At 42.4% G+C, this 24,175-nt stretch carries 22 protein-coding genes; 4 read left to right on the top strand and 18 right to left on the bottom strand.

The window, feature by feature from the left end; translation table 11 throughout:
• Nucleotides 1-276 precede the first annotated feature (276 nt).
• Nucleotides 277-3,024: an ABC transporter permease gene (locus AC2SLP_RS03270; RefSeq protein WP_486535203.1), complete on the bottom strand. Its 2,748-nt coding sequence runs from the start codon at nucleotides 3,022-3,024 to the stop codon at nucleotides 277-279.
• A gap of 322 nt (nucleotides 3,025-3,346) precedes the next feature.
• Here AC2SLP_RS03270 and AC2SLP_RS03265 point away from each other — a divergent pair, with 322 nt between their 5' ends.
• Complete coding sequence (locus AC2SLP_RS03265; RefSeq protein WP_486535202.1) at nucleotides 3,347-3,754, top strand: endonuclease domain-containing protein; 408 nt, start codon at nucleotides 3,347-3,349, stop codon at nucleotides 3,752-3,754.
• Nucleotides 3,755-3,807: 53 nt separating this feature from the next.
• Here AC2SLP_RS03265 and AC2SLP_RS03260 read toward each other — a convergent pair whose 3' ends face one another.
• Complete coding sequence (locus AC2SLP_RS03260) at nucleotides 3,808-4,161, bottom strand: DUF1622 domain-containing protein (RefSeq protein ID WP_486535201.1); 354 nt, start codon at nucleotides 4,159-4,161, stop codon at nucleotides 3,808-3,810.
• 137 nt (nucleotides 4,162-4,298) lie between these two features.
• Here AC2SLP_RS03260 and AC2SLP_RS03255 point away from each other — a divergent pair, with 137 nt between their 5' ends.
• Entirely contained in the window at nucleotides 4,299-4,868 is a 570-nt protein-coding gene (locus tag AC2SLP_RS03255; RefSeq protein WP_486535200.1) for a GNAT family N-acetyltransferase, read from the top strand.
• Nucleotides 4,869-4,963: 95 nt separating this feature from the next.
• On the opposite strand, the gene AC2SLP_RS03250 is transcribed toward AC2SLP_RS03255, so the two are convergent.
• Nucleotides 4,964-5,740, bottom strand: a complete 777-nt coding sequence (locus AC2SLP_RS03250) for an SDR family oxidoreductase (protein ID WP_486535199.1) — start codon at nucleotides 5,738-5,740, stop codon at nucleotides 4,964-4,966.
• A gap of 108 nt (nucleotides 5,741-5,848) precedes the next feature.
• Here AC2SLP_RS03250 and AC2SLP_RS03245 point away from each other — a divergent pair, with 108 nt between their 5' ends.
• Complete coding sequence (locus AC2SLP_RS03245; RefSeq protein WP_486535198.1) at nucleotides 5,849-6,208, top strand: VOC family protein; 360 nt, start codon at nucleotides 5,849-5,851, stop codon at nucleotides 6,206-6,208.
• Between the two features lie 258 nt (nucleotides 6,209-6,466).
• Here the strand turns inward: AC2SLP_RS03245 and AC2SLP_RS03240 are convergent, their stop codons facing one another.
• The 4 genes from AC2SLP_RS03240 to AC2SLP_RS03225 all read right to left on the bottom strand — a co-directional run bounded on the left by AC2SLP_RS03240 (nucleotide 6,467) and on the right by AC2SLP_RS03225 (nucleotide 10,718).
• The gene (locus AC2SLP_RS03240; RefSeq protein ID WP_486535197.1) at nucleotides 6,467-7,060 is read right to left on the bottom strand and encodes an HAD-IB family hydrolase; all 594 of its coding nucleotides are present in this window, start codon (nucleotides 7,058-7,060) and stop codon (nucleotides 6,467-6,469) included.
• A 50-nt stretch (nucleotides 7,061-7,110) separates the two neighbouring features.
• Nucleotides 7,111-8,991, bottom strand: a complete 1,881-nt coding sequence (locus AC2SLP_RS03235) for an amidohydrolase (protein ID WP_486535196.1) — start codon at nucleotides 8,989-8,991, stop codon at nucleotides 7,111-7,113.
• Between the two features lie 171 nt (nucleotides 8,992-9,162).
• Nucleotides 9,163-9,879: an ABC transporter ATP-binding protein gene (locus AC2SLP_RS03230; RefSeq protein WP_486535195.1), complete on the bottom strand. Its 717-nt coding sequence runs from the start codon at nucleotides 9,877-9,879 to the stop codon at nucleotides 9,163-9,165.
• The gene (locus AC2SLP_RS03225; RefSeq protein WP_486535194.1) at nucleotides 9,876-10,718 is read right to left on the bottom strand and encodes an arylesterase; all 843 of its coding nucleotides are present in this window, start codon (nucleotides 10,716-10,718) and stop codon (nucleotides 9,876-9,878) included. The genes AC2SLP_RS03230 and AC2SLP_RS03225 overlap by 4 nt, the downstream gene beginning before the upstream one ends.
• 155 nt (nucleotides 10,719-10,873) lie before the next feature.
• On the opposite strand from AC2SLP_RS03225, the gene AC2SLP_RS03220 reads away from it, so the two are divergent.
• Nucleotides 10,874-11,389: a hypothetical protein gene (locus tag AC2SLP_RS03220; RefSeq protein WP_486535193.1), complete on the top strand. Its 516-nt coding sequence runs from the start codon at nucleotides 10,874-10,876 to the stop codon at nucleotides 11,387-11,389.
• Between the two features lie 156 nt (nucleotides 11,390-11,545).
• On the opposite strand, the gene AC2SLP_RS03215 is transcribed toward AC2SLP_RS03220, so the two are convergent.
• The 11 genes from AC2SLP_RS03215 to AC2SLP_RS03165 form a co-directional block, all read right to left on the bottom strand.
• Nucleotides 11,546-12,850 carry a valine--pyruvate transaminase gene (locus tag AC2SLP_RS03215; protein ID WP_486535192.1) on the bottom strand — a complete coding sequence of 435 codons (1,305 nt, stop codon included), beginning with the start codon at nucleotides 12,848-12,850 and terminating at the stop codon, nucleotides 11,546-11,548.
• 86 nt (nucleotides 12,851-12,936) lie between these two features.
• Complete coding sequence (locus AC2SLP_RS03210) at nucleotides 12,937-14,187, bottom strand: MFS transporter (RefSeq protein WP_486535191.1); 1,251 nt, start codon at nucleotides 14,185-14,187, stop codon at nucleotides 12,937-12,939.
• A gap of 245 nt (nucleotides 14,188-14,432) precedes the next feature.
• Entirely contained in the window at nucleotides 14,433-14,678 is a 246-nt protein-coding gene (nqrM, locus tag AC2SLP_RS03205) for a (Na+)-NQR maturation NqrM (RefSeq protein ID WP_486535190.1), read from the bottom strand.
• A gap of 409 nt (nucleotides 14,679-15,087) precedes the next feature.
• Nucleotides 15,088-16,593, bottom strand: coding sequence for a sodium:proton antiporter NhaD (gene nhaD / locus AC2SLP_RS03200; protein ID WP_486535189.1), 1,506 nt, complete (start codon nucleotides 16,591-16,593; stop codon nucleotides 15,088-15,090).
• Nucleotides 16,594-16,713: 120 nt separating this feature from the next.
• Nucleotides 16,714-17,898, bottom strand: a complete 1,185-nt coding sequence (locus AC2SLP_RS03195) for an FAD:protein FMN transferase (protein ID WP_486535188.1) — start codon at nucleotides 17,896-17,898, stop codon at nucleotides 16,714-16,716.
• A gap of 229 nt (nucleotides 17,899-18,127) precedes the next feature.
• Nucleotides 18,128-19,366 (bottom strand): NADH:ubiquinone reductase (Na(+)-transporting) subunit F, encoded by a 1,239-nt coding sequence (gene nqrF, locus AC2SLP_RS03190; RefSeq protein WP_486535187.1) that lies wholly within the window; start codon nucleotides 19,364-19,366, stop codon nucleotides 18,128-18,130.
• A gap of 65 nt (nucleotides 19,367-19,431) precedes the next feature.
• Entirely contained in the window at nucleotides 19,432-20,040 is a 609-nt protein-coding gene (nqrE, locus tag AC2SLP_RS03185) for an NADH:ubiquinone reductase (Na(+)-transporting) subunit E (protein WP_486535186.1), read from the bottom strand.
• Nucleotides 20,040-20,714: an NADH:ubiquinone reductase (Na(+)-transporting) subunit D gene (locus AC2SLP_RS03180; protein WP_486535185.1), complete on the bottom strand. Its 675-nt coding sequence runs from the start codon at nucleotides 20,712-20,714 to the stop codon at nucleotides 20,040-20,042. The genes nqrE and AC2SLP_RS03180 overlap by 1 nt, the downstream gene beginning before the upstream one ends.
• Nucleotide 20,715: 1 nt before the next feature.
• Nucleotides 20,716-21,585: a Na(+)-translocating NADH-quinone reductase subunit C gene (locus AC2SLP_RS03175; protein ID WP_486535184.1), complete on the bottom strand. Its 870-nt coding sequence runs from the start codon at nucleotides 21,583-21,585 to the stop codon at nucleotides 20,716-20,718.
• A complete protein-coding gene (locus AC2SLP_RS03170; RefSeq protein WP_486535183.1) occupies nucleotides 21,569-22,801 on the bottom strand; it encodes an NADH:ubiquinone reductase (Na(+)-transporting) subunit B in 1,233 nt (410 codons plus the stop codon). The genes AC2SLP_RS03175 and AC2SLP_RS03170 overlap by 17 nt, the downstream gene beginning before the upstream one ends.
• Nucleotides 22,802-22,806: 5 nt before the next feature.
• A complete protein-coding gene (locus AC2SLP_RS03165) occupies nucleotides 22,807-24,159 on the bottom strand; it encodes a Na(+)-translocating NADH-quinone reductase subunit A (RefSeq protein ID WP_486535182.1) in 1,353 nt (450 codons plus the stop codon).
• Between the last annotated feature and the right edge of the window lie 16 nt (nucleotides 24,160-24,175).

Raw genomic sequence — 24,175 nt, 5'->3', positions numbered from 1 at the left:
CACTCTCAACTCTTTTTTATAAACCTTTGATTTTAAAGGGCTTGAAAGATTTACCTTTAAGGCTCAATTTTATAAGCATTTAATTATCAATAACTTATAAAGAGTTGAGAGGGGGGTATGATTAATAAAGACATATTTCAGATTAAATTAGTAGAGTTTAACAAAAAAATTTTATTCATCGATATATCTATTTAACAGAGAAGCAGTTTAGTCACTGCGTCAGCGGGTGGGCAAGATACAAGCGCGTAATGGGATTGGCTTAAATATCTTCAAACCCTAAACCATCCCCCGAACCCTCGCCATAATCCCACGCCCAATCACCAAACGCACATACCCAATCGCAATAATCAACAACACCGCTATCAGTAACGCAGCACCGAGCGCAAAGCTACCCCAAGGCACACTAAAGCGCAGATTAAACCACTGGGTAATAATCACATACGCCGTGCTACTTGCCAGCACGACGGCGAACGCACCCGCACTAATCCCTAATAAGCCAATCTCTAGCATATTAATTTTATACAAATCACTGGTTTGCATACCCAATAAGCGAAACGAAGCACTGTCCCGTAGGCGGTCTTGCGACGTCGATAATAAGGACGTAATCAGCACCATAATGCCCGTAATCATCGCCAGCAAGGTAAACACTTGTACCAAGCGGCTCATTTGACTCACAAAGCCCTGTACTTGCTGGGCAATCGCCCCGCCATCAATGGTAGTAATCGCAGGAAACGCACGCACAAGGTCGGTTTGAATTTGCGGTATTTGCTCGCTATCTACCTTGGTCGTCGCAAACTGAATTTGCGGGGCATCTGCCAGGACGTCAGGCTCAAACAAAAAATAGAAAAACGGACTAGGGCCACGCTCGTAACGCTCACGAACACTGGTGATCTGCCCGACAATCTCGATACCTTGAATGTTAAAGCGGACTTGATCGCCCATATCGACATTTAATAAATCGGCTGCGGTATCTAAAATGGATAACGGCACAACATCTAACGTTGTAGTCTCACTTGGCGTTTGAGATTTGGCATCAATAGAGGTATAAAGCTCACCAGAGTCGATCGATTCGGTAATAAATTCAGTGTCCATGACACTATCGGCATAGCTTAGATTAAACACCCGAGTGGGGTCATCGCCCGAGCTACCCCGTGGTTCGACATCCTCAATAGGCACACTGCCTGCCTCGGTGACTCTTGCGCGCACCACCGGATAGTAAGTAATGGGCGAGTCAATCATGGTGTTTAATTGGTCATGCTGGTCACTTTGCACATCGAGCAAAAACAGATTTGGGGCGTCTTCAGGATAGGCTTGTACAAATTGCTCATTTAAGCTGTGATTAAGTAGGGTAATCATGGTAAGTACCGCCACCGACAGCGCTAATGTCACAAAAAATAGCGCCGATTGATTGCCCTTACGGGATAGGTTATGCACCGCGATACGAGCCATCCATCCTGACGACTTACCGCCGGCGCCGCGTGCAATAATCTTCGCCAGTAGCCACAACCACCCTTTACCAAGTAACCAGAAACAGCCTGCCAGCGCCAGCATACCGCCCAATACCTGCAGGCCTGTCAGCCATGAGCCAAACTCATAAGCAAGCAGTCCATAACTTGCCAATAGTACCAGTCCGTACCAATACAAAGGCGGATGTTGGCGGGTATTGCTTGCCGACTGTTTAAGTACCGCAGATGGTTTGGTGTGGGTCACTGCATATAAGCTTTGCTGCACCACCAATATGGTAATGACCAGAGCGACAATGCTGATTTTTGCCACACTCACCCAGCGAATCGACAGTGCGATATCAGGCGGTAAAATGGCGGTCAAATATTGTGCGCCGATATGAATCATACCTAAGCTTAAAAGACCAGAGGCGACACAAGCGAGCACCGCCATGCCCAAAAACACCTGATAATAACTGCGTTTAATCGCTTGCACCGACTCACCAATGGCGCGGCGAATGGCATTGGACTTTTGTTGCATGCCAACAAAGGCTTTGACCACACTAAGTAGCGCCACCGCAGACAAAAACAGCACCGCAATCACCAATAGCTTCAAAAAAATCAACACATTATCTGACACTGCGGTGACTGACGTGTTGGATTCATCAGCAGTAGTCAGCTCAACATCTTGCGAATCGGGCAGGGTGTCAATAATTTGCTCAAGCTGCCTATATAAATTGGCACTGGCATCCGCTTTTGTATCAACGTTACCTGCCAACTCAATACGGTAATTGACTCGGCTACGTTGCCCCATCAAATTGGTGGCGTCTAAATCGCTATCAGTCATCAGTACCCGAGCACCAAAGCCAAATGCCGTTAACGGACGGTCGGGTTCTGCCACCAGCTCATCAGCAATGGTAAATACTGCATCGCCAATCTTAATCTTATCGCCAACAGCCACCTCAAGTCCTGTTAAAACTTGCGTTTCTACCACCACGGTTTTGGGTTGTAGTTGCTCCCATAGCGGTTTGCCCGATGCCAGCTCGACTTCACCATATAGCGGATATTGATTAGATACTGCTTTGATACGAGCGAGTAAAGCACTGTTGTCTGCACTGACATCTGCACTGACATCTGCACTGACGTCAGCGCTGTCTTCATTTAAAGCGTTGTTTACAGAGCTGTCATCATTGATGCTTGAAATCATGGCGTTAAATTGATAATCGTAAACCACGCCAGTTTTATTAGTCGCCTCACTATTAGTTGCACCACTATTAGTCGCGTCACTATCAGATGCAAACGCTTCTACCGCTTGTAATACATCGGGTGTCCATGCCTGCTTACTGTTCAAGATGATATCCCCACCCACCAATGCTCGTTGATTGTCGGTCACATAATCACGCACCGATTGCTGAATGGAATCAAGGGTCAAATACGTGGACAGTGATAACACCATCGCCAACAAAAACAGTAGTGGATACACCCAATGCCGCCACCAGCTACGTTGTAGGGATTTACTACCGAGGTTTGAGTAGGCTTTGGATGGCTTTTTAGATGATTTGGGTGTGGTGTCTGAGGTCATAGCGATTTTTACTGGGTAGAATGAGAGGTTATTTTATTCTACCTGTTTTAGACATAAGGTTAAGTTAAATTTCGTTTTTAGCACTTCAACTATTCTCTATATCTTTAATACCACTCCCAGCTCTTATTTAGAACCACCCCCAGCCCCTCCTTGAAAAGGAGGGGGGTCAAAACAATGCTTTTATCAAATGTAGACTTGTGGAATAATCAGAATGTTGTGTTCCCTCCTCTTACTAAGGCGAGAGTAAGGGTGATTTTCCCTCCCCTTATTAAGGGGAGGGCTAGGGAGGGGTATATAAACTAATAATAAAAAAGGATGGCAATTGACAAATAAAATCTTCAACAAACGAGTTTACAAGGAGCGACGACAGGAGTTACGAAATGAAGCGACAGAGGCTGAACAACTTCTATGGCGTAAGCTAAAAGGTAAACAGTTAGGCGTGAAGTTTCGTCGTCAACATGGTATAGGCGATTATATTGTTGATTTCTACTGCCCTGCATTAAAGTTAGTTATTGAGATTGATGGTACTCATCATTATGTAGCTGAACGGCTACTGTATGATCAAGTACGAACTAATTTTTTAAATAGCTTAGGTATTCAGGTGCTTCGTTATAGCAACAATGACGTATTTATAGAGTTAAATGATGTGGTAGAGAATATTTTAAGTGTAATCACTACTTATAATGAACAAGATTTTGAGAAAAAGTTAACTAACATAAACAGCACATAAATTGTTTTGATCCTTGAGTGTTTTATTTCTGTTAGTTTTATTAGTCTTAGATATTATTCCTCCTTTTGCCAAGGAAACCGCCCCTCAAGCTCAACTTGTAAAGATAAACTTAAGAACGTTCTGATAATGACAATAAGGCCAAGCACGACCACGCTGCGTAATGTCGGTTCGGTCACCACGGTTGCCATAATATCAGCAGCAATTAGCACCTCTAGCCCCAATAAAATCGACTTTCCAACGTCTTGTCTAATACCTATATAGGTATCATGACTGAATTTATCCGATGACATTATTGCCTTCGTAAATGCCATGACTAGCCCTAAAAACATAATCATCACACCAATAAATTCGACAACTTTGGCAATGACATCAATCCATTCAATTAAATGTTCCATTAACGAGAGCATGGGTAAACCTTTAGGCTAATGATAAGTTTAGTTAAAATAGTCTAGCCAATATACAAAACAAACCCTATATCTTGTGTCTTATTTTGTTGATAGTCTGTTGAAAATAGACGACCACTTGATTAATAACGACGCTCAAAATGAAAACTATGACCCTAGAAACGAAACGTCTTTATCTGAGTCAATGGCGCAATGATGATCTACCTATTTTCGCTGAACTAAATGCTGACCCTAAAGTGATGGCGCATTTTCCAAAGCCATTAACACGGCAGGAGAGTGATACGATGGCAGAAAGGCTTAAACAGCTGATAGCAGATAGAGGCTGGGGGTTTTGGGCAGTTGCACTAAAAGACAATGTAGAAGAGAATGGTAAGTTTATTGGCTTTGTTGGACTGCATGAGCCAAGTGCAGAGCTACCGTGCTCGCCTTGTGTCGAGATTGGTTGGCGATTGCATTCTGACTATTGGGGTAGGGGCTATGCTACTGAAGCAGCAACCGAGGCGTTACGGTTTGCCTTTAACAAGCTTAATTTGCATGAAGTCGTGTCCTTTACCACAACTACCAATTCAGCCTCACAAGCAGTGATGCAGCGTATTGGCATGACCAATACAGGTAAGAATTTTTATCACCCTAACCTTGAGCCAACACATCGGCTAGCCGAGCATGTATTGTATAAGATGACTAAGAAGATGTGGACGTCCCCTTTGTGAGCGTCGCGCACTTAACCATTCATTAGCAAAACATCACTGATAACGGCCTCATTGTTAGACCGATTTTTCGTGTCTAGGATTTAAATAAGTTTTATCTACCAATCTATACGCTTACCTGACCAATCCACAAAGCAGCCAGTATCCTTAAAGGTTAGCTGTACCAATACGGACAACAGATTATCAGCGCATTGATTGGGTTCGAATAACGTGTCTTGAGGGACATTGGTTTGATACGGCTTAGACAACGACGTATCAACCGTACCGGGCTGCATCACCACAACACAGACGTTTTTAAGTGAGCGCTGCCATTCAATCGACAACGTTTTCATACCCATATTGAGTGCCGCTTTACTCATGCGATAGCTGTACCAACCACCGAGTCTATTATCGCTAATACTGCCGACCCGAGCCGAAACCGTCGCATAAATAGCGGGATGCACCTCACTGGATTTACCTGCTTTTAATAACGGTTTGATATGCTTGGCAATCAGTAGGCTAGGTAGGGCATTAATTGTCATATTTTCTATAAAAAAGTCGGGGTCAAGTTGGCTGATTGCTTTCTCTGGTTGGTGCGTCTCCTTGTGCAATAATCCCACCGCATTGATAACCCAATCAATATGGCTGACGTGCTCACCAATTTGAATAATGGCATTTTTTATACTACGCTCGCAAGTCACATCCATCGCAAGCCAAATTACTTTGCTATCTGTGCGGCGCCCATTATCGCTTGTATTAAAGTTGGCAGGTACTCGATTATGATACGTCGCAAAGATTCGCGCTACTGATTCGTCGTGGTATAGGCGGTTGAGTAGCGCTTTACCTATACCGCCCGTACCACCGATGATAAAAATATGCTTTTTATTAGTTGTCATAAGGTTTGATTAACACCGTCGAAATCTAGCAATTTATTGTTAAACGTCATGATGAAGGCTTAGATTAAGGGTACTCTATAACTATAAACATAAAAAATGGATTTAAATATGAAACAGCACGAGAAACTAAACTATGTCGAATTTGCCTCAACAAACTTATCAGCGACGAAAGCCTTCTTTCGCACAGTATTTAATTGGCAGTTTACTGATTATGGCGAGCACTACACCGCATTCGAAAATGAAGGGTTAGATGGTGGCTTTTATCAGTCGGACAAGGTGAATCTAACCGATCATGGTGGTGCTTTATTGGTATTTTATAGTGATAGTCTGTTATCAACTTTGGATAAAGTGATTAATAATGGCGGCACTATTATTCAAGATATATTTGAGTTTCCCGGTGGATATCGTTTTCACTTTACCGAGCCCAGTGGTAATGAGTTTGCGGTATGGTCGGAGTCGGATGAGTAGTGGTCTGATTTAAGAATAGGACAAAATGATTATCAGGCTGTAATCACACTCTTTCTACAGCAGGGGTCTAGGTCATGTCTCTATTTGAAACTTCAGAATTTGTAGTCTCAAAATAGCTATATTTTTCACCAAATTTTGACTAATTTCCAACTAACATGTCGATATTATCTTGTCAATTATTCGTATTTGACGACAGTTTATCTCATTTGTAACTTCATAATCTAATAGCAAATAAGGCCTAATGCTGGATTAATATTATTACTCAAAATAACAGTAATACCGTTTATTATCCGACGCCAACGATAACAATTCATTATCCTCTACCGTATCACCATAGGCATAAACCTGTTCAAAGTCATCAAGATTATAATGTTTGCAAACCATCATTTGTTTCTGATGTGAGCTACAATCCCCTTGTTTAGTATAGCCAGTCAGCACACCGTCTTTAGTAGCAACTTCAGTGCATATCAATGCTAGCCCGTGTATCTCACACCAGGGTTTTAAATATAAATCTAGTGACGCGGACACAATGACGACTGTGTCGCCTCTATCTATATGCCACTGTATCCGTTGCATTGCTTTAGGGCGTAGATAATTAGGTAGCTCTTGTTCCGCATACGTTTTACCTTTGGCTTTTAAATTTTTCTCACTGGTGCCTCGAAACGCAGAATGTAATACTTTGGCACGAATATCTTGACCTTTTACTAAGCCTAGTTTGTATTTTATAAGTGTCGGCAATAGTATAAAACGACCAAGGCGCAATCTATTTTTGGGTGTGGCATATAAAATAAAGTTACTAAAAGTATCTTTGCGAGTGATCGTGCCGTCAAAGTCGAACAAGGCTATATTCATACAATCTGCCCATCATGAATGGTAATCACCTGATCTGCTTTTTGGGTAAGCTACTGTTTAGCCGCAGGTTTAGTAGGATTATGATAACCGCCATAATACTTAACGGGTGACCAGCTTGGGATAATCGCAGGCAGTTGCGGATTTAGCGTATTGTACTCACCAGCACCATAAACCACATCACCGCCAACCACTGTTAATACCGATTCAATGGTTTTGATTTTTTCGTCGGGTACAGTGAAATAGTCATCAGATAACAACACAAAGTCCGCATATTTACCCTTCTCTAGCGTCCCTTTAACGTCTTCTTCCTGAGAGAACCATGCACTGCCGCTCGTGTACACCTCTAGCGCATCGTCACGGTCTAAGACATTGTTCTTATCGTACAACTGCATACCACCGACCGTCTTACCCGTCGTCATCCAATACAACGACACCCAAGGGTTGTAACTGGCGACGCGTGTTCCATCTGTACCCGAGCCTAGCGGAATACCCATCTCGTAAATTTTCTTAAACGGTGGGGTGGTTTTGGCGGCAGCGCTTCCGTAACGCTCCACAAAGTATTCGCCAGCATACGCCATACGGTCTTGTACCGAAACGCCACCATTCAAACGTTTGATTTCACGCAAGGTCTCATCAGTAATGGTTTCACCGTGGTCAATTGCCCAGCGCATCTCATCACGAATCTTATGGTCGTTTTCACGGTCAATCTCATCGACCAAATCAACAATTAGCGCAGTATTCTCGCCATAGGTAGAGTGCTGTCTAAACGGCCAGCCTTCGTTAACGTGCATTTGGATAATCTCTTTGGTACTCTCACGCCAACCCTCGTTATTTTTGATAAGTGGCTTTGGTGCCAAAAAGTTTTCAAAATCACCGGCCGCCCATGTCATATACTCACCACCGCCTTTTAACTCATAGCCGTGTTCAAGGTGGGTATGCTCGTTAACAGAGGCGGTATTATTTGCCATCCATTGTTCAAAGGCTTGTTTTTCTTCACCTGCTTTTTGTGGGAATAAGTAGTAAGAGATCCGCAGTGAAGCATCACCGTTTTTTGCCAAGGCTTGCGAGGCGTCATAGTCTTGCGGGAAAGTATGCCCACCGCCGCCAGCATCAATGGCACTGGTCAAGCCAAAGCGATTTAATTCATGGTTAAAATGCGCCGTTGAGTTAATCATCTCTTGTTCAGATAACGGTGGCAATTTACCAATAACTTGATACAGAATCATGGCATTAGGCTCAGCGAGTAGCACGCCTGTAGGATTGCCGTCTTCATCGCGCTCATAACGACTGTCATCATTTGGCGGTTGGGTATCTTTATCAATCCCCAAGGCGTCAAGTCCCGCTTGATTCAACCAACCACGGCTGTATAGGTATAATACGAAAGCAGGCGTGTCACCCGTCGCCTCGTTAATCTCCTCTATAGTCGGCATCCGCTTTTCTTCAAATTGATATGGCGACCAACCGCCAATCACGCGCACCCATTGACCCTTAGGCGTTCTGTCCGCTTGCTCTTTGAGCATACGTAGGGCTTCTTTTAGTGAGGTGACGCCGTCCCAGCGCAGTTCGGTATTATAAAAGCGACCACCCCGAGTTATATGTAGATGTGAGTCATTTAACCCCGGTATCAAGGTGCGACCATGTGCATCGATAACTTGAGTATCGTCATTACGCAAACGCAAGATGTCCTTAGCGCTACCTGTCATGAGTACCTTACCGTCCTTAACAGCTATTGCTTCAGCAGTGGTACGTGCGTCGTCCATCACCGCCACTTTAGCATTGGTGACAATCATATCTGCTGATTGCAGCGTTGCATAAGGAGCGTTGGAGGTGCTTTTCGAGGTTGGCGTAGCACAGGCGGTGAGAATACTGGCTGCACCAGCGAGTAGAATAAAATTTTTGATTGGTTTCTTTATGGTTATATTATTAGTCATAAAAGTCTCTTAGTTAGAATAAAAACTTAAAAGTTACATATGTTGAGTTAGTTTTCCTTAATTTATCACAGTTACTTTTAAGTTCTCATTTTTAGCAAACTTTTATAAACATCAGAAACAGAAACAAACATTATTTAGAGATAGGTTGGCTATTTAATCCTCAATCAATCCTCAATCTTCAATCTGCCCATCATGAATGGTAATCACCTGATCTGCTTTTTGGGTAAGCGCTGGGTCATGGGTCACCACTACCAGAGCGGTTCCGGATTGCTGTTGTAATTCCAGTAATAAGTTCATCACCTGCTGGGCATTTTGTTCATCCAAATTACCTGTCGGCTCATCAGCAAAGATGATTTTAGGACGCGCAACCAATGCCCGTGCCAATGCGGTGCGTTGTTGTTCGCCACCAGAGAGTTGATGCGGTAAGCTGTCACGGCGATGGGTGAGTCCAACTGCCACTAACAGTTGTTCAACTCTATCCGGATCAGGCTGGCGCGCTATGTCCAAAGGGAAAGCTATATTCTCGCTAACGGTTAACGTCGGCAACAGATGAAACGACTGAAACACAAAGCCCATGTCTTGCTGACGTTTTTGCGCCAATTCATCTTCAGACAAATCGGTTAAATTCTGTCCATCTAGCCAAACCTCGCCCGTATCAGGGTAGTCTAAACCTGCGAGCAGTCCGAGCAGTGTTGATTTGCCTGATCCCGATTTACCCATTATCACTGCAAACTCACCTGCTGCAATACTCACATTAACGTCTTTGATAATGTCAGTCTTAGTCTCGCCAATAATAACGCTTTTAGATAAATTTCTGGCGTACAATAGGGGTTTGCTCGTTTTATTCGAATGGGGGTCATTTACTGTTTTACTTATCGACTTGTTCATTGTACGGTCTCATTTGGCTCAGCCTCTTTACTATCCACAAATTTTTCAAGCGTCGGCTTGAGTACGGGAAATATATTGTTATGAACTATCTTGGTATATCCGTCAGCTGTGGGATGAATGGCATCGGATTGATTTAACTTAGGATCACCGCCCACACCTTCTAAGAAGAAAGGTATGAAGGCAATATCGTATTCTTCGGCCAGTCTCGGATAGATGTTTGAAAAAGACTGTACGTAGTCATCGCCTAAGTTGTCATAAATCTTCATACCACCAAGTATCACCGTACTGCCTTCACTTTGTAAACGCTCAATAGCGGTACGTATATTATCTTCTACCGTCGCTACATCGATACCGCGCATGGCGTCATTAGCACCTATAGTCAAAATAGTGATATCAGGTTTGGTTTTAAGCGCCCAGTCGAGACGATTGACCAGTCCACTGCTGGTCTCACCGCTTAAACCAGCATTTACTACTTTGGCATTAACATAGCCTGCATCCTTCACAGCTTGTTCTAATTGGGCAGGGTATGCCTGATTTTCGGGGACACCGAGACCCTCAGTGAGAGAATCACCAAGAGCTAGGATGGTAATGGGTTGTTCGATAGTTTGGGTTGGTGAGGTAATCGGTTGTGACGCTGTTGTATCGGTAATTGGCACAGTCATTGGTTGTTCTACAGGCATAGTTTCACTTTCGAGTGCAATCGTATTTTCGGGGTTTTTAGCCGTGTCGCTGGCAGGTTTGCAGGCACTAAGTGCAAATCCAAAAAGAATAGACAAGCTAAGTACCTTTAAAGAGGACATTGTCTTTTTTTTTGATAAAATAGGGGTAAAAACTGACATGAATCATCCTTTTAAACACTAAAATTAGTAAAGGGGTATAATGGTAATTGTAGCAAAGTCTTAGTTACTAAGCTGTTTGAGATCAGTTATGCATTGATTTAGTAAAGGATCAAAGAGTTTGCTATGCTTAACTAGATTGAATAAATGAGAGATTTATGAATAAAGCATTTGTTACTACAATTATTGTCCTTATAGGCCTACTAAATTTATCTGCTTATTCGAATGATACTGATCATGTTAATAATATCCAGGGTGTCATTAGTAAAAGCGAATTACGTAGTATGACCTATAATAGTTGTATCAATACAGCCTCAGAAGCAGAGGCTTACTATATGGGGTTTATAAAATCAGAAGATGACTTTAAGAATTATTGTGGCTGCGCAGCAGATAACACGGTCGCCAAATATGATTCAGGGGTAACTTCAGTAAAAGAAGTAGGAGTTAATGTTGAGCAAAGTGCTTATCAATGCTTAAAACCTTATATACAATCTTCAGTCATCAATATGTGTTTAAATGCTGCTAAAATTAACCATAAAACAAATGCTGCTCAAAAATGCCAGTGTTTTGGTGAGCAGGTAGCAAAGCATGCATCAAAAGATATAAATAAACTTTTCGCTGATACAAAAAGATACCTTGATTATTCAACGCAGTATTGTCGTTTGAAAGAGTGAATAATTTTGAAATTAATTGTGTTGACCGAAAGCTTTAAAGCATCTTTGTATATGACCATTTAAAAAGACTAACTTTGCATTTAAGATGCTCAGATAGTCTTTTTTGTGAGCAATAGGCAATAATTCATTGATTAAGCACAACTTAACTTAAACCCTTTAAGCATTATCATAAAGCTCACGCACTACCTCACCAATTACTTTGATGCCCGCTTCTAAAGTATCATCATGAGCGGCAATACTCATACGCACGCATTGATGAGCGTGTGGGTAGTCACTGGTATCTAAACCAGGATAGAAGTGCTCACTGGGTACAATTAAAGTGTTTTTCTGTTTTAAGCGATCGTATAGCTCTGTGGTCGAAATCGGTAAATCTTTAAACCATACCCATAAGAAAATAGCGCCTTCTGGTTTATGTACCAAGACCGGATAGTTACCCATTTCTTTTTTAATATGAGCAATGGCCTTTTTTGCTTTTCGCGCATAAAACGGCTGGATGGTCTTATCACAAATCTGTTTTAGACGATCGTCTTTTAGCAGTGGCGTAGTAATGGCAGCACCAAAACGAGTAGGTGCTAGATTGACTACCGCATTCATAGCACTGACAGTTTTAACCACCTCTGGCGCGGCGACAATAATACCAGTACGCGCGCCTGGCAGACCAATTTTTGATAGGCTGAAGCATAAGATGGTATTGCTGTCCCAGTTTAAATTGACATCAGGGTAAATAATATTGGGGAAGGGCTCGCCGTAGGCGTTATCAATGATTAGCGGCACGTCATACTGCTTAGCGATTTGGGCAAGATGTGCCATTTCTTCGTCGGTTAACACGTTGCCAGTAGGATTAGTTGGGCGAGAGCAGCAAATAGCACCAATCTCACCATTTTTCAATGCGGGTAGGTTCTCTAGTGTTTTAAAATCAATCTTGTATTTAAAAAAGCCGGTTTCAGATTCATGCTCAACCTCTTCGATTTCGGGCTTTATCGAAATAAAGTGTTCACCATCAATTTGTACATCGCTATAGCCGATATATTCAGGAGCTAGTGGCAGTAAAATGGACTTGGTACTCAGGTTGCCTTTATCGTCTTCAAATTTCCCACCAAACAAGTTAAATAAATAGAAGAAGGCATTTTGCGAACCATTGGTCAATACGATGTTATCGCTAGTTAAGTTCCAGTCATAATGACGGTTAAAAAAGTCAACCAAAGCATCAATAAATTTTGCGTCCCCTTGTGGGTTTGAATAGTTACCCACGGATTCTATCGCACTGCTCTCAATACCACCTTGTTGTAGGGATTGATATGCTTCAAAAAATGCCTCATTTACTTTATCGATACGGGCAGGGTTACCCCCGCCTAGCATGTTAACCGGAGTAGGGCTTTTTAAAGCATCACCTAAATCATCCATGAGCTGAGAGATAGCGCTGGTTTTAGTGAACTGTTGACCGTATTTTGAAAACTTCATAAAAGGACCATTTGTTATGTGCTTAAAAAGGGAGTTGCTAGCTTAGACTGAGTAAGGATTAGTAATGTATTGCCATAGAATAGTGCTTAAGCAGGCTTGCCGTCAATCATAATAGGACGACTGGCGAGCCAAGCAATAATGATGTTAATGACAGTCAATACCAAAATAAACAATAAAGGGGCATCCCAATTATCCGTAATTTCGTACAACCAACCTGCACCAAAAGGTCCTATAAAAGCCACCAGATAGGCAACTGTTTGCGCCATACCCGAAAGTTTACTCGCTTGATTAGGGGTGTAGGTGCGCAGTGAAAACAACATGATACATAAGGTAAAAATAGCCGCGCAACCTAAGCCAAGAAAAGCCGTCCATAGAATCGGCATGATAGACGGCAGGTATGAGATACCGATCATACCTAAAACAATAAGAGTGCTGGCAATGAGGGCGACTGTTTGTATTTTCATGCCCCGCTTACGAATCAGCCACGTCATACTTATAATAGCAATCGGGGCCATAAACTGAAAAATAGACGCCATGCTACCTGCCTGAACCTCATTCAGCCCTCTACTAATCCATATTGATGGTAAAAAAGCAGCAAAGGTATAAAACACCAAAGACTGTAAACCCATGAATATGGCCAATTGCCAAGCTAGGGGCGATTTCCAAACCGAAGTCGCTTCTTGAGCCGCTTCATTTTCTGTCAGCGTTGCAGCGGGTATGTTATGAGATGAGCCTAGCTTCAAGCGTAAAATAACCCAAGCGACAATTGCGGCTACGCCAAGGATGGTCCAGCCGCCAAGTGCCCACTGCCAGCCGACTTGTTCAGAAAGTGGATAAACCAGCCCTGATACTACGCCCGCCATGATAGACATCGTCAGACTAAATATACTGGTCACCAAGGCAATATGAGCTGAGGTATGCAGTTTTATTATTGGTGCAACCAGCGTATTAGCAAAGCCAATGGCTAAAGTTAATAGAACCGTCCCCAATAAAAACCCATACCAATCTAGCCATGTCGAACGAATAATAATGCCTATAGTCACCGCTATAACAACGCCGATTAGCGTGTTTTCAAGCCCATAACGTTTGCCTATTGAAGGTGAGATCAGAGCGCCTAGCGCAAACATTAACATTGGGATTGCCCCTAGCCACCCGATATGCGATGCATCAAGATTTAAAGCGTCTTGCACTACAGGCGCGATAGACCCCAGTGCCACGATTGGCGAGCGCATATTACTCGCCATAAGCACAATAGCAATAATGACGAGCCAAAATGTGGTACGTGATGCAGGCTCTTTGTGCGAATTATGCTGGGTAGCGGCAGCGGGGTTTGACATAAAAAATACCTACTAAAAGCAAAGCGATGACAAGATATCCACTAAAAAAACCACCGCCTAAACGATGGTTCTATTAGTGTACAACTGGCTAATCTGATACTTAGAAACTGGCAACTGTTAATTAACAACCGCCACTTAAGAGCATTCACTTAATAGCTGCCACTTAAGAAACAAGATTTAAAAGCTTAGAATTAAAAAAGGTATTAAACTGAAAGTTAAAAAGCTGCTGGTTAAAAGTAAGTAAATCAGACAGCTGATTTACCAAGTTCTGCCGCTTTTTCATTAAGGTTAGCATCATCGTTCATCTTGTCGCATTTATTGGGATCATCCCCACAAAATGAGCAGGTCTCATCCCCCATTAGATTAGCCACACGACCGCAAGAACCCCTTAAGGGTTCTTTTTTGATCATATATCCAATACCCATCATCAAAAAGAAAAGAACAAATACGCCAAACGTAATGGCGAGCATAGGAAGTAATTGAGCGAGCATAATAACCTCACTTAGTCTAAAAAGCTTGAGCAGTCATTATTTAGAATTCAGATATTTGAATCTACTGTGTCTAAAATGCTAATTTTTACACTACAATATTCGTGTCACAGATATCAACGTCAAATATCAGTGTTATGAAAGAACACCTAATTCATAAAAAATGATTCAAGCTTTATCTATCATTAATTATTTATAACTATTGTAGCATAACTAGGGTAAATAAGCGTTTTAGAGCGGTATAAGTGCTGTAAAGCTTCCATAAATAAGAAAAAGTTAAAGCCCTTAAGCTGACTTTTATTCTGCACAAGGTAGACATTTAATTTCGACGAAAAAGCCATAAAGATAGACTCTTTATGGCTTTAAATAACACGTTTGGTTTTATTTAGTTTTGCTCTACTAATCGCGGGGTCTATATGACATGAATAGCAATATAGGTTGCAGCCCCTGCTAGGTAGCCAACTAAAGCTAAGATACTAATGCGTTTTAAATACCATATAAAAGGTACTTTCTCCATACCCATAGCGGCCACGCCTGCCGCAGAACCAATAATTAAGCAACTACCGCCTGTACCCGCACAATATGCTAAGAAATGCCAGAACGCGCCATCTTGCAGGAACATACTTTGACGCGCTAAATGGTCGCCTGTCATTCCTGATAAAGCAGCCTGATCAAGTAGTGGATACATTTTCATGGCACCTGCTACTAAAGGTACGTTATCTACTAACGAGGACAACAAGCCAATAAGCACATTGATCACATATAAATTGCCAAAGGTATTATCTAACCATAAAGCCACATCCGTCAAATGACCCGCTGTCGCTAAACCAGCAACCGCCAATAATATACCTAAGAAGAATAAAATACTGGGTATATCCACGCGTGATAAAACGCCAACTACCGTCAACTGTTCTTTAACATACCAGTCATGATGGCGATGCATCACTTCGGTATAAACCCATAACACACCCAGCCCAAACAATATGCCCATGTATGGCGGTAGATGAGTTACCGTCTTAAAAATAGGGACAAAGGCAAGGGCTGATAAGCCTAATATCAATACGCTTAATCGCATTCTTCTTGTAATGGTACGCTGTGCCATCAAAGCCAACTGATCTTTGGGGAGTGTTTCAGGCGCACTGGTTGGCACCGCTTCCATAAACACAGGTCCTCCTGCTAACGCAGGGTTTTGATCCACAGGTCCTAAATAGTTACTACTTGAGGACTTGGGCGCAGGTTTATCTTCTACAGGGCGAAGAATCTTTTTACCTTTTAGCGACACGCTCAATATAATGAGTGGCACGACAGCTGCAATAATACTAGGTACAATAAGATCAACGATAATCTTGCTGGCGGTAACCTGATGACCAATCCATAGCATGGTGGTGGTTACATCACCAATAGGGGACCATGCACCGCCTGCGTTTGCACAGATAACGACCATGCCAACGTACAACCAGCGCATTTGCTGTTTGGTAATCAGCTTACGTAGCAAAGACACCATAACAATGGTCGTTGTTAGGTTATCGAGTAGAGCGGAGAAGAAAAAGGTCAGAATTCCGATTGTCCACAACAGCTTAACGGCGCTTGTGGTTTGAATACGGCTAGTAATGGCATAAAAACCATCATGCGCATCAATAAGCTCGACAATCACCATTGCACCCATCAAGAAAAATAGAATTTCTGCAATTTCTGCCAGATGATGCCTAAGCTCTACATTAATAAATTGACTGACATTTAATCCTTCAGCATGTACCATTTGGTCCGCCAATAGGGTATCAGAGCCAATAACTAACAATGTCCACACTAAAATGGCAGTAAGCAGCGCCGAGGCCGCTTTATCAACATGAATATTATGCTCTAGAGCAATCGCGATGTAACCTATTACAAAGACTAGCGCCATCAATGTATAAATCATTGCTGATAAATCCTTAATATTAGTAAACGCTTGCGGTTTTAAAAAAATTGAGTCATTTTAGAACATATATACTAATTAATATAGTTTTTAATTAGGCTTTAATAAAATAGTAGTGAGTTATCACAAGCCTTGTTTTTTTAGCTTATCAGCGCGCAGCATCTGCATTGATGAGGTTTGCTGTATTTGCCAATAATCAAGTGGGTCTTGACTGCTTTTCTTAATCTCCTGAGTGGTAGGTAATTCATTATGTATCTCTCCTTGTTTTGGGATGATAAACAAGGCAGCAATATTCTTATCATGGGCAAGCTCATATGCTCTTTTATAAGGCATCGCAGTAAGAGCGGTTGCCCACGCATCAGCAATGGCAACGCTATTAGCCACCACAGTTACCGAAGGTGCGCCGCCCACAATGGGCTGTCCTGTTGTAGGATCAATGGTGTGACTATAGCGTTTGTTATCAAAAATAATGGAATTACGATAATTGCCTGATGTCGCCAAATGCAATTGATTGGTGGATGTAGGCTGCCTGATAGCAGCAATGGTTAAGCGATCGCTGACACTACTATCGAGCACGGGCGCATCAATGGCAATTTGCCATGGCTGTGAGTTTTGATTGACACCTGATGTTGCCACCTCTCCCCCAATCTCGACCATATAGTTATTGATGTTATATTGACTGTTTAAAACCTCTGCAATCACATCAACCCCATAGCCTTTGGCAATGGCTGAAAAGTCGATCTCAACCCCATCTTTGGACTTAGTTAATGAACTTCCCTCTAAGATGATGCTATCAAAATCAATATATTGTTTTGCTGCTAATATATCTTTATTCGGTGGTGGATTTTGTAGTCTATCCACGGTAATTACACTGCCAAATCCCCACAAGTTTATAAGCGGCATCACGGTGGGATCAAAAGCACCCCCTGATTGAGTATAAACCTGTTTAGAATCTTGTAGCACCTGAATAAAGTCCGGGTCAACCGTGATACTTTCGCCTGCTCCTAAAGTATTAAATTTAGATATGGTCGAGTCATCTTGGTACGTCGACATACTGTTATTAATCTCTTGTAATCGACTATCGATTGCGGCTTTTATCATATCAGCGCCTGCATTTTCTGGCTGCCGATAGGTAATATGATAGCTGGTACCCATCGTTTGACCTTCCAGATATTGATACTTTGGTGATTGATCGCAGCCACTTAACATCAAAGCGGATAACATGATGACACCAACCGTTGTACCGACAGACGTTTTGGTGATTAAGTACGCAGTAAAGTGAAGGGTAGGGGAGGATAAGTTTTTCATAGAATGGCTTTAAAGTTTAATAAAGTCGGTGTATAAAAGGGTTAACCTTTAGAAGAACTCTATTTTAACGTTTATGTGACTACTTTTGGAGTTAATTCACATTCAACTTCAAAATGAGTTTCGTTTATATATTCCTTATTTTTATGCTGTGCAACCTGAGTTATAAACATAAAAAAAGAGCCTCAAGCGAGACTCTATTTGTTTACAATATATTTATATAAAAAGTAACTTAGCCGCCAAAGTCATCAAGTAAGATGTTTTCATCTTCTACGCCAAGGTCATGTAGCATATCGATAACCGCAGCATTCATGACAGGAGGCCCACACATGTAGTATTCACAATCTTCTGGGTTTGGATGGTCTTTTAGATATTCTTCATATAAGACATTGTGAATAAATCCAGTATAACCTTCCCAATTATCTTCAGGTAGTGGGTCTGATAAAGCCACATGCCATTCAAAATTATCATATTGTTCTTGAAGCATGTCGTAATCTTCAACATAGAACATCTCACGTACAGAGCGTGCACCATACCAGAAGCTGATCTTACGCTTAGACTCTAAGCGTTTAAGCTGATCAAAGATATGTGAGCGCATTGGTGCCATACCTGCACCACCACCGATAAATACCATTTCAGCATCAGTGTCTTTAGCGAAGAATTCACCATAAGGACCAGAGACGGTAATTTTATCGCCTGGTTTTAGGTTAAATACATAAGACGACATTTTGCCTGGTGGAATGCCTTCAGGGCCACGCGGTGGGGGACTTGCGATACGGATGTTAAACTTAATAATACCTTTTTCATCAGGATAGTTCGCCATAGAATAGGCACGAATAACTTCTTCATCTACTTTGGATACGTATTTGAATAAGCCAAATTTTTCCCAATCTTCAAGGTACTCTTCTTCAATATCAAAGTCTTTATAATGCACCTCATGTGGTGGCGCTTCAAGCTGTACATAACCGCCAGCACGGAAATTAACTTCTTCACCTTCTGGGATTTTTAGCACAAGCTCTTTAATAAACGTTGCCACATTTTCGTTTGAGATGACTTCACATTCCCACTTCTGCACATCAAAGAACTCAGGATCAATCTCAATTTCCATATCTTGCTTAACAGAAACCTGACAGGCCAGACGCATGTTATCGCGGATTTCACCTTGGGTAAAATGACCTTCTTCGGTTGGCAGGATAGAGCCGCCACCTTCAAGAACTTTACACGTACACTGACCACAAGTACCACCGCCACCACAGGCAGATGATAGAAATATACCTTCGCTAGCAAGGGTTTGTAGTAATTTACCACCAGCTGGGGTTACCACATCGTTGTCAGGATCATCATTAATATGAATGGTGACATCCCCTGAACTGACCAATCGAGAGCGCGCAACCAAAATAATGGCAACCAAACTCATTATAATCAGGGTAAACATGGCGACGCCGCCAATGGCGGTACCAAATAACTCCATGATTTTTGTCCTTATTTAAATATTAAAATCGCTTGATATTCATCTATATAGACTTTGTCAGCCGTTCAAATTGACATACCACCGAATGACATAAATCCAAGCGACATCAATCCGACAGTAATAAAGGTAATACCTAGACCACGTAGCGGGGCAGGCACATCAGAATATTTTAGTTTCTCACGGATTCCAGCTAGTAGAGCAATGGCTAGCGCCCAACCAAAACCTGCACCCACACCATAAGTCAATGATTCGGTGAAGTTATAGTCACGCTCTACCATAAATAATACCCCACCTAATATAGCGCAGTTTACAGTGATGAGTGGCAAGAATACCCCAAGTGCGTTATACAGTGCAGGGACGTACTTATCTAAGAACATCTCTAATATTTGTACAGTTGCGGCAATCAAAGCGATATAACTTAACAAACCTAAAAAGCTCAAGTTAATATCAGGAAAGCCTGCCCAAGCGAGCGCACCATTTTTCAAGATGTATTGATATAACAAATTGTTCAAAGGCACGGTAATGGTCATAACGGCAATAACCGCAACACCAAGGCCAATAGCAGTAGATACCTTTTTCGATACCGCTAAGAAGGTACACATGCCTAAGAAGTAGGCAAGCGCCATGTTTTCAATAAAAACAGACGTGATAAATAGACTGGTATAATGTCCCATTAGTGTCCTCCTCCATGCGCCATACCTTTAGACTGAGGCTTCATAACAAACTCTGGCTCTTCAACCTGCTCAGGCTTCCAAATACGAATAATCGCAATAAATAAACCGATGATAAAGAACGCAGATGGTGGCAATAACAATAGACCATTTGGCACATACCACCCACCATCAGTAACGGGGTTTAGTAACGTTATCCCTAAAATACTACCACTACCGATAAGCTCACGAATAACCGCTACGAAAATCAAGACCGCTGAATAACCTAGACCGTTACCGATGCCATCTAAAAAGCTTGGTACGGGTGGGTTGCTCATTGCGAAGGCTTCCGCGCGCCCCATCACAATACAGTTAGTAATAATCAAACCTACGAATACAGATAGCGACTTACTCACATCGTAAGCAACAGCTTTAAGTACTTGGTCAACGACAATAACTAAAGAGGCAATAATTGTCATCTGTACAATAATACGGATGCTCGATGGAATCTTATTACGAATGATAGAAATAAAGAAGCTTGAAAATGCGGTCACCAATGTTAATGCAATACACATTACCAGTGCATTCTTTACGTTAGTGGTTACTGCCAACGCCGAACAGATCCCTAGAATTTGCAGTGCAATAGGGTTGTTATCAAAAATTGGCGTGGTTAAGATCTTTTTAGTATCTGTTGCCATGTTATGCCTCCTCGCCTATAGATAGTGATGGCTGTTCGGCTAACTTCGCCGTTGCACCACTATTGTTCGGCTTAATATTGGTGCTACTACTACGCAGCTGATCCAAAAATGGTTTGTATCCACGGTCACTTAACCAAAACTGGACAAGGTTGTTAACACCACGGCTGGTCAGGGTTGCACCGCTGATACCATCAATAGGTTTGCCTTTACCAACGCCAATGTTCACATCACCTTGATCGTCGTACGCTTCTACACCTTGCCACTGATCGCGCCATTTCTTCTCTTCAATACGGGCGCCGAGACCAGGGGTTTCTTTGTGATCGTACCAACTGATCCCTTTAACTGTGTTCAAATCACTCTCTAACGTTAAGAATCCATAGATAGTACCCCAAAGGCCATAGCCATGAACTGGAAGTACAACCAGTTCCGGGTTACCATCGGCATCATTCTTAACATACACTTTCGCAAAATTTGGAACTGCACCAATACTGGCGGGATCATCGTCACCTAGATCTTGGCTAAGTGCTTTATTTTTGGCAGCTTGGTTAGCATCATAGTCGTTAATATCAGAGATACCTGCTTCTGATAGTTGTCCTTCAGTAGCATAGGCGCCACTATTAATATCAATTAATTTGACGTCGAAATCTTCAAATCGTTCGGCGACGTCATCATTGGTATCTTTTGCTGGATCGAATAATCCAGCAGCAACTAGAATGTTTTTGTTACGGTCAAGAAGCTGGTTCTTCACTTGTGCAGATTTTAAGCCAACTGCGACTGCTGATACTAAGACTGAACACACCAAACACAAGACCAAGGCGACCATAATGGTGCGCATGTTTGAGTTTGAATTCTTTTTAGTCTGCTGGGACATGACGCATCCTCCGAGCCGTTTGACGTTTGATGTTTGCCTGAGTGACAAAATAGTCAAACAATGGTGCAAACAAGTTAGCAAATAAGATCGCTAGCATAATACCTTCTGGGAAGGCTGGGTTTATAACGCGGATTAATACGGTCATAAATCCAATCAAAATACCATATGCCCAGCGACCTTTGTTGGTATGGGCGGCTGATACCGGATCGGTTGCCATAAATACGGCGCCAAAAGCAAACCCGCCTAATACTAAGTGCCAATAAAAGGGCAAACTCATCATTAGATTGTCATCTGAACCAATCGCATTAAATACTAAAGAGGTTGCTACTAAACCGATGACACAGCCGGCGATAATGCGCCAAGAGGCAATACGTGTCCAAATTAATACAATCATGCCAAGTAAGATCGCAAGTGTAGACACTTCACCAATACTGCCTTGCATGTTGCCTAAAAATGCATCCATCCAGCTAATAACATTACCGTATGCATCCGTAAATTGGTCAGGCGTGACATTAATGGCAGATAAACCTAGCGGAGTGGCACCTGAAAAGCCATCAACCGCTGTCCATACCGTATCTCCTGACATATAAGCCGGGTAGGCAAAGTATAAGAAAGCACGGCCTGATAACGCTGGGTTTAAGAAGTTTTTACCGGTACCGCCAAACACCTCTTTTGCCACCACAACGCCGAAGGTTATACCTAAGGCGACTTGCCATAAAGGAATATCGGGTGGTAAACATAAGGCAAATAGCACAGAGGTCACGAAAAAGCCTTCGTTGACTTCGTGGCCGCGTACCACAGCAAAAATAATCTCCCAAGCGATACCCACCGCAAAGGTCACAATATAAATAGGTAAAAACTGCATGGCACCATATACAAAGGCCGCCCATATGCTATTTGGGTCATAGCCTACCATATTGGTAATGGCCGTACGCCAACCCTCAGGCTGTAAACCTAACTGCTGAATAGCGGTTAATGCTTGGAAACCGACGTTGTACATACCCCAAAACATAGCAGGAAAAGTACATAACCACACCATGATCATAATACGCTTTAAGTCAATACCGTCACGTACATGCGCCGCTGAATGGGTAGTACTACTAGGCTGACGTAAGAAAGTATCAAACATCTCAAACACAGCATAGTATTTCTCGAATTTGCCGCCTATAGTAAAGTTAGGCTCTAAGCGGTCAAACATATTGTGTAAAAATTTCATCAGCGTTAGCCCTCCTGCTCAATGCGAGTTAAGTTATCACGCAAGATGTCGCCAAACTCGTATTTACCGGGTGAAACAAATGTACATAGAGCCAAGTCTTCTTCATCTAGTTCTAATGCACCGAGGTCTACTGCTGAAACAATATCTTCTACAATTAACGCCCGTAATAACTGAGTCGGTAAATAATCTTGTGGCATGACTTCCTCATAAACACCAATGGGAACCATGGCACGAGGGGAGCCGTTTGTGGTGGTGGTAAAATTGTATTTTTTACCTTTGAAAAATTGTGAAATATAAATCGGGAGCTTAGAGAAACGCTTGAAACCAGGGCTAAAGAAGTGGAACGCTGGACGCTCATGACCTTCTTCTAAAGCGCTGACTTGATTATGAAAACGCCCTAGATAAGCGGTGGTAGAAATGGTGTTACGCCCAGATAATACTGAGCCACTAATAACACGGGGATCGCTACCTTTAAGCTCGCCACTGGTCAGCTCTGTCAAATCAGCGCCACGTTCTGTGACAACCAATCTCGGCTTATCTACAGCAGGACCTGCAAAGCTTATCAAACGACGTGTAAATAACTGACCTGTAGTAAATAGCTTACCAAATGCAATCACGTCTTGATAACCGATGGTCCACACAGTGACCTCACGGCTAACAGGATGTAAAAAGTGGATATGCGTACCAGCATTACCCGCAGGATGCTTACCTGCAAAAGCGTGGTATTCAGTCACGTTAGTTGACGCTATACTCGCAACTTTTGGAATACTGGCACTGCCATGATGGCAAACGTACGTCTTTGGTGAGAGGGTCGATAGAACTGCTAATCCATCGTTAAAGGCCTGTTGTTCTTCTTGAATAAGAACCATAGGATCAACCGCCAACGGATTGGTATCGATTGCAGTAACAAAGATAGCTTGTGGACGGGTTCCAATATCAGGTGTACGGCTATAAGGACGCGTACGCAGTGCCGTCCATTCACCTGATTTGACCAGCTGTGCTTCAACCGTTTCAGGATTAAGACCCGCTAATTCGCTTGAATCAAACTTATCAAAGCTTTCTTCACCAGCGCTGGGATCAACTTCAATAACTAAACTTTCAAAAACACGGCGCGCACCGCGATTTATAGCCACAACCTTTCCTGAAGCAGGTGCGGTGTAAATCACACCAACCCGTTTTTTATCTTCATAAATAGGCTGACCTTTGGTGACGATATCACCTTCTTTAACGTTCATCGTAGGCTTCATGCCGACATAGTCGTAGCCGACAAGCGCAACGTGCTTTGGCGAATGCTGGGTGATTTCACTGCTGGGTGCACCAGCAATGGGCAAATCAAGCCCCTTTTTAATGGTAATCATAAGCGAACTTATTCCA

It is taken from the genome of Psychrobacter sp. CX21, from assembly GCF_057396255.1.
This window is presented reverse-complemented; position numbering and strand designations above follow the sequence as displayed.

Bases quoted from the DNA above. Each gene is read 5' to 3' on its own strand.
- AC2SLP_RS03170 (WP_486535183.1), bottom strand. From the start codon at position 22,801: ATGAAATTTTTACACAATATGTTTGACCGCTTAGAGCCTAACTTTACT.
- nqrE (WP_486535186.1), bottom strand. From the start codon at position 20,040: ATGGGACATTATACCAGTCTATTTATCACGTCTGTTTTTATTGAAAAC.
- AC2SLP_RS03260 (WP_486535201.1), bottom strand. From the start codon at position 4,161: ATGCTCTCGTTAATGGAACATTTAATTGAATGGATTGATGTCATTGCC.
- AC2SLP_RS03270 (WP_486535203.1), bottom strand. From the start codon at position 3,024: ATGACCTCAGACACCACACCCAAATCATCTAAAAAGCCATCCAAAGCC.
- AC2SLP_RS03165 (WP_486535182.1), bottom strand. From the start codon at position 24,159: ATGATTACCATTAAAAAGGGGCTTGATTTGCCCATTGCTGGTGCACCC.
- AC2SLP_RS03195 (WP_486535188.1), bottom strand. From the start codon at position 17,898: ATGAAAAACTTATCCTCCCCTACCCTTCACTTTACTGCGTACTTAATC.
- AC2SLP_RS03220 (WP_486535193.1), top strand. From the start codon at position 10,874: ATGAATAAAGCATTTGTTACTACAATTATTGTCCTTATAGGCCTACTA.
- AC2SLP_RS03245 (WP_486535198.1), top strand. From the start codon at position 5,849: ATGAAACAGCACGAGAAACTAAACTATGTCGAATTTGCCTCAACAAAC.
- AC2SLP_RS03225 (WP_486535194.1), bottom strand. From the start codon at position 10,718: ATGTCAGTTTTTACCCCTATTTTATCAAAAAAAAAGACAATGTCCTCT.
- AC2SLP_RS03250 (WP_486535199.1), bottom strand. From the start codon at position 5,740: ATGACAACTAATAAAAAGCATATTTTTATCATCGGTGGTACGGGCGGT.
- AC2SLP_RS03230 (WP_486535195.1), bottom strand. From the start codon at position 9,879: ATGAACAAGTCGATAAGTAAAACAGTAAATGACCCCCATTCGAATAAA.
- AC2SLP_RS03210 (WP_486535191.1), bottom strand. From the start codon at position 14,187: ATGTCAAACCCCGCTGCCGCTACCCAGCATAATTCGCACAAAGAGCCT.
- AC2SLP_RS03215 (WP_486535192.1), bottom strand. From the start codon at position 12,850: ATGAAGTTTTCAAAATACGGTCAACAGTTCACTAAAACCAGCGCTATC.
- nqrM (WP_486535190.1), bottom strand. From the start codon at position 14,678: ATGCTCGCTCAATTACTTCCTATGCTCGCCATTACGTTTGGCGTATTT.
- AC2SLP_RS03175 (WP_486535184.1), bottom strand. From the start codon at position 21,585: ATGTCCCAGCAGACTAAAAAGAATTCAAACTCAAACATGCGCACCATT.
- AC2SLP_RS03235 (WP_486535196.1), bottom strand. From the start codon at position 8,991: ATGACTAATAATATAACCATAAAGAAACCAATCAAAAATTTTATTCTA.
- AC2SLP_RS03180 (WP_486535185.1), bottom strand. From the start codon at position 20,714: ATGGCAACAGATACTAAAAAGATCTTAACCACGCCAATTTTTGATAAC.
- AC2SLP_RS03255 (WP_486535200.1), top strand. From the start codon at position 4,299: ATGAAAACTATGACCCTAGAAACGAAACGTCTTTATCTGAGTCAATGG.
- AC2SLP_RS03240 (WP_486535197.1), bottom strand. From the start codon at position 7,060: ATGAATATAGCCTTGTTCGACTTTGACGGCACGATCACTCGCAAAGAT.
- nqrF (WP_486535187.1), bottom strand. From the start codon at position 19,366: ATGGAGTTATTTGGTACCGCCATTGGCGGCGTCGCCATGTTTACCCTG.
- nhaD (WP_486535189.1), bottom strand. From the start codon at position 16,593: ATGATTTATACATTGATGGCGCTAGTCTTTGTAATAGGTTACATCGCG.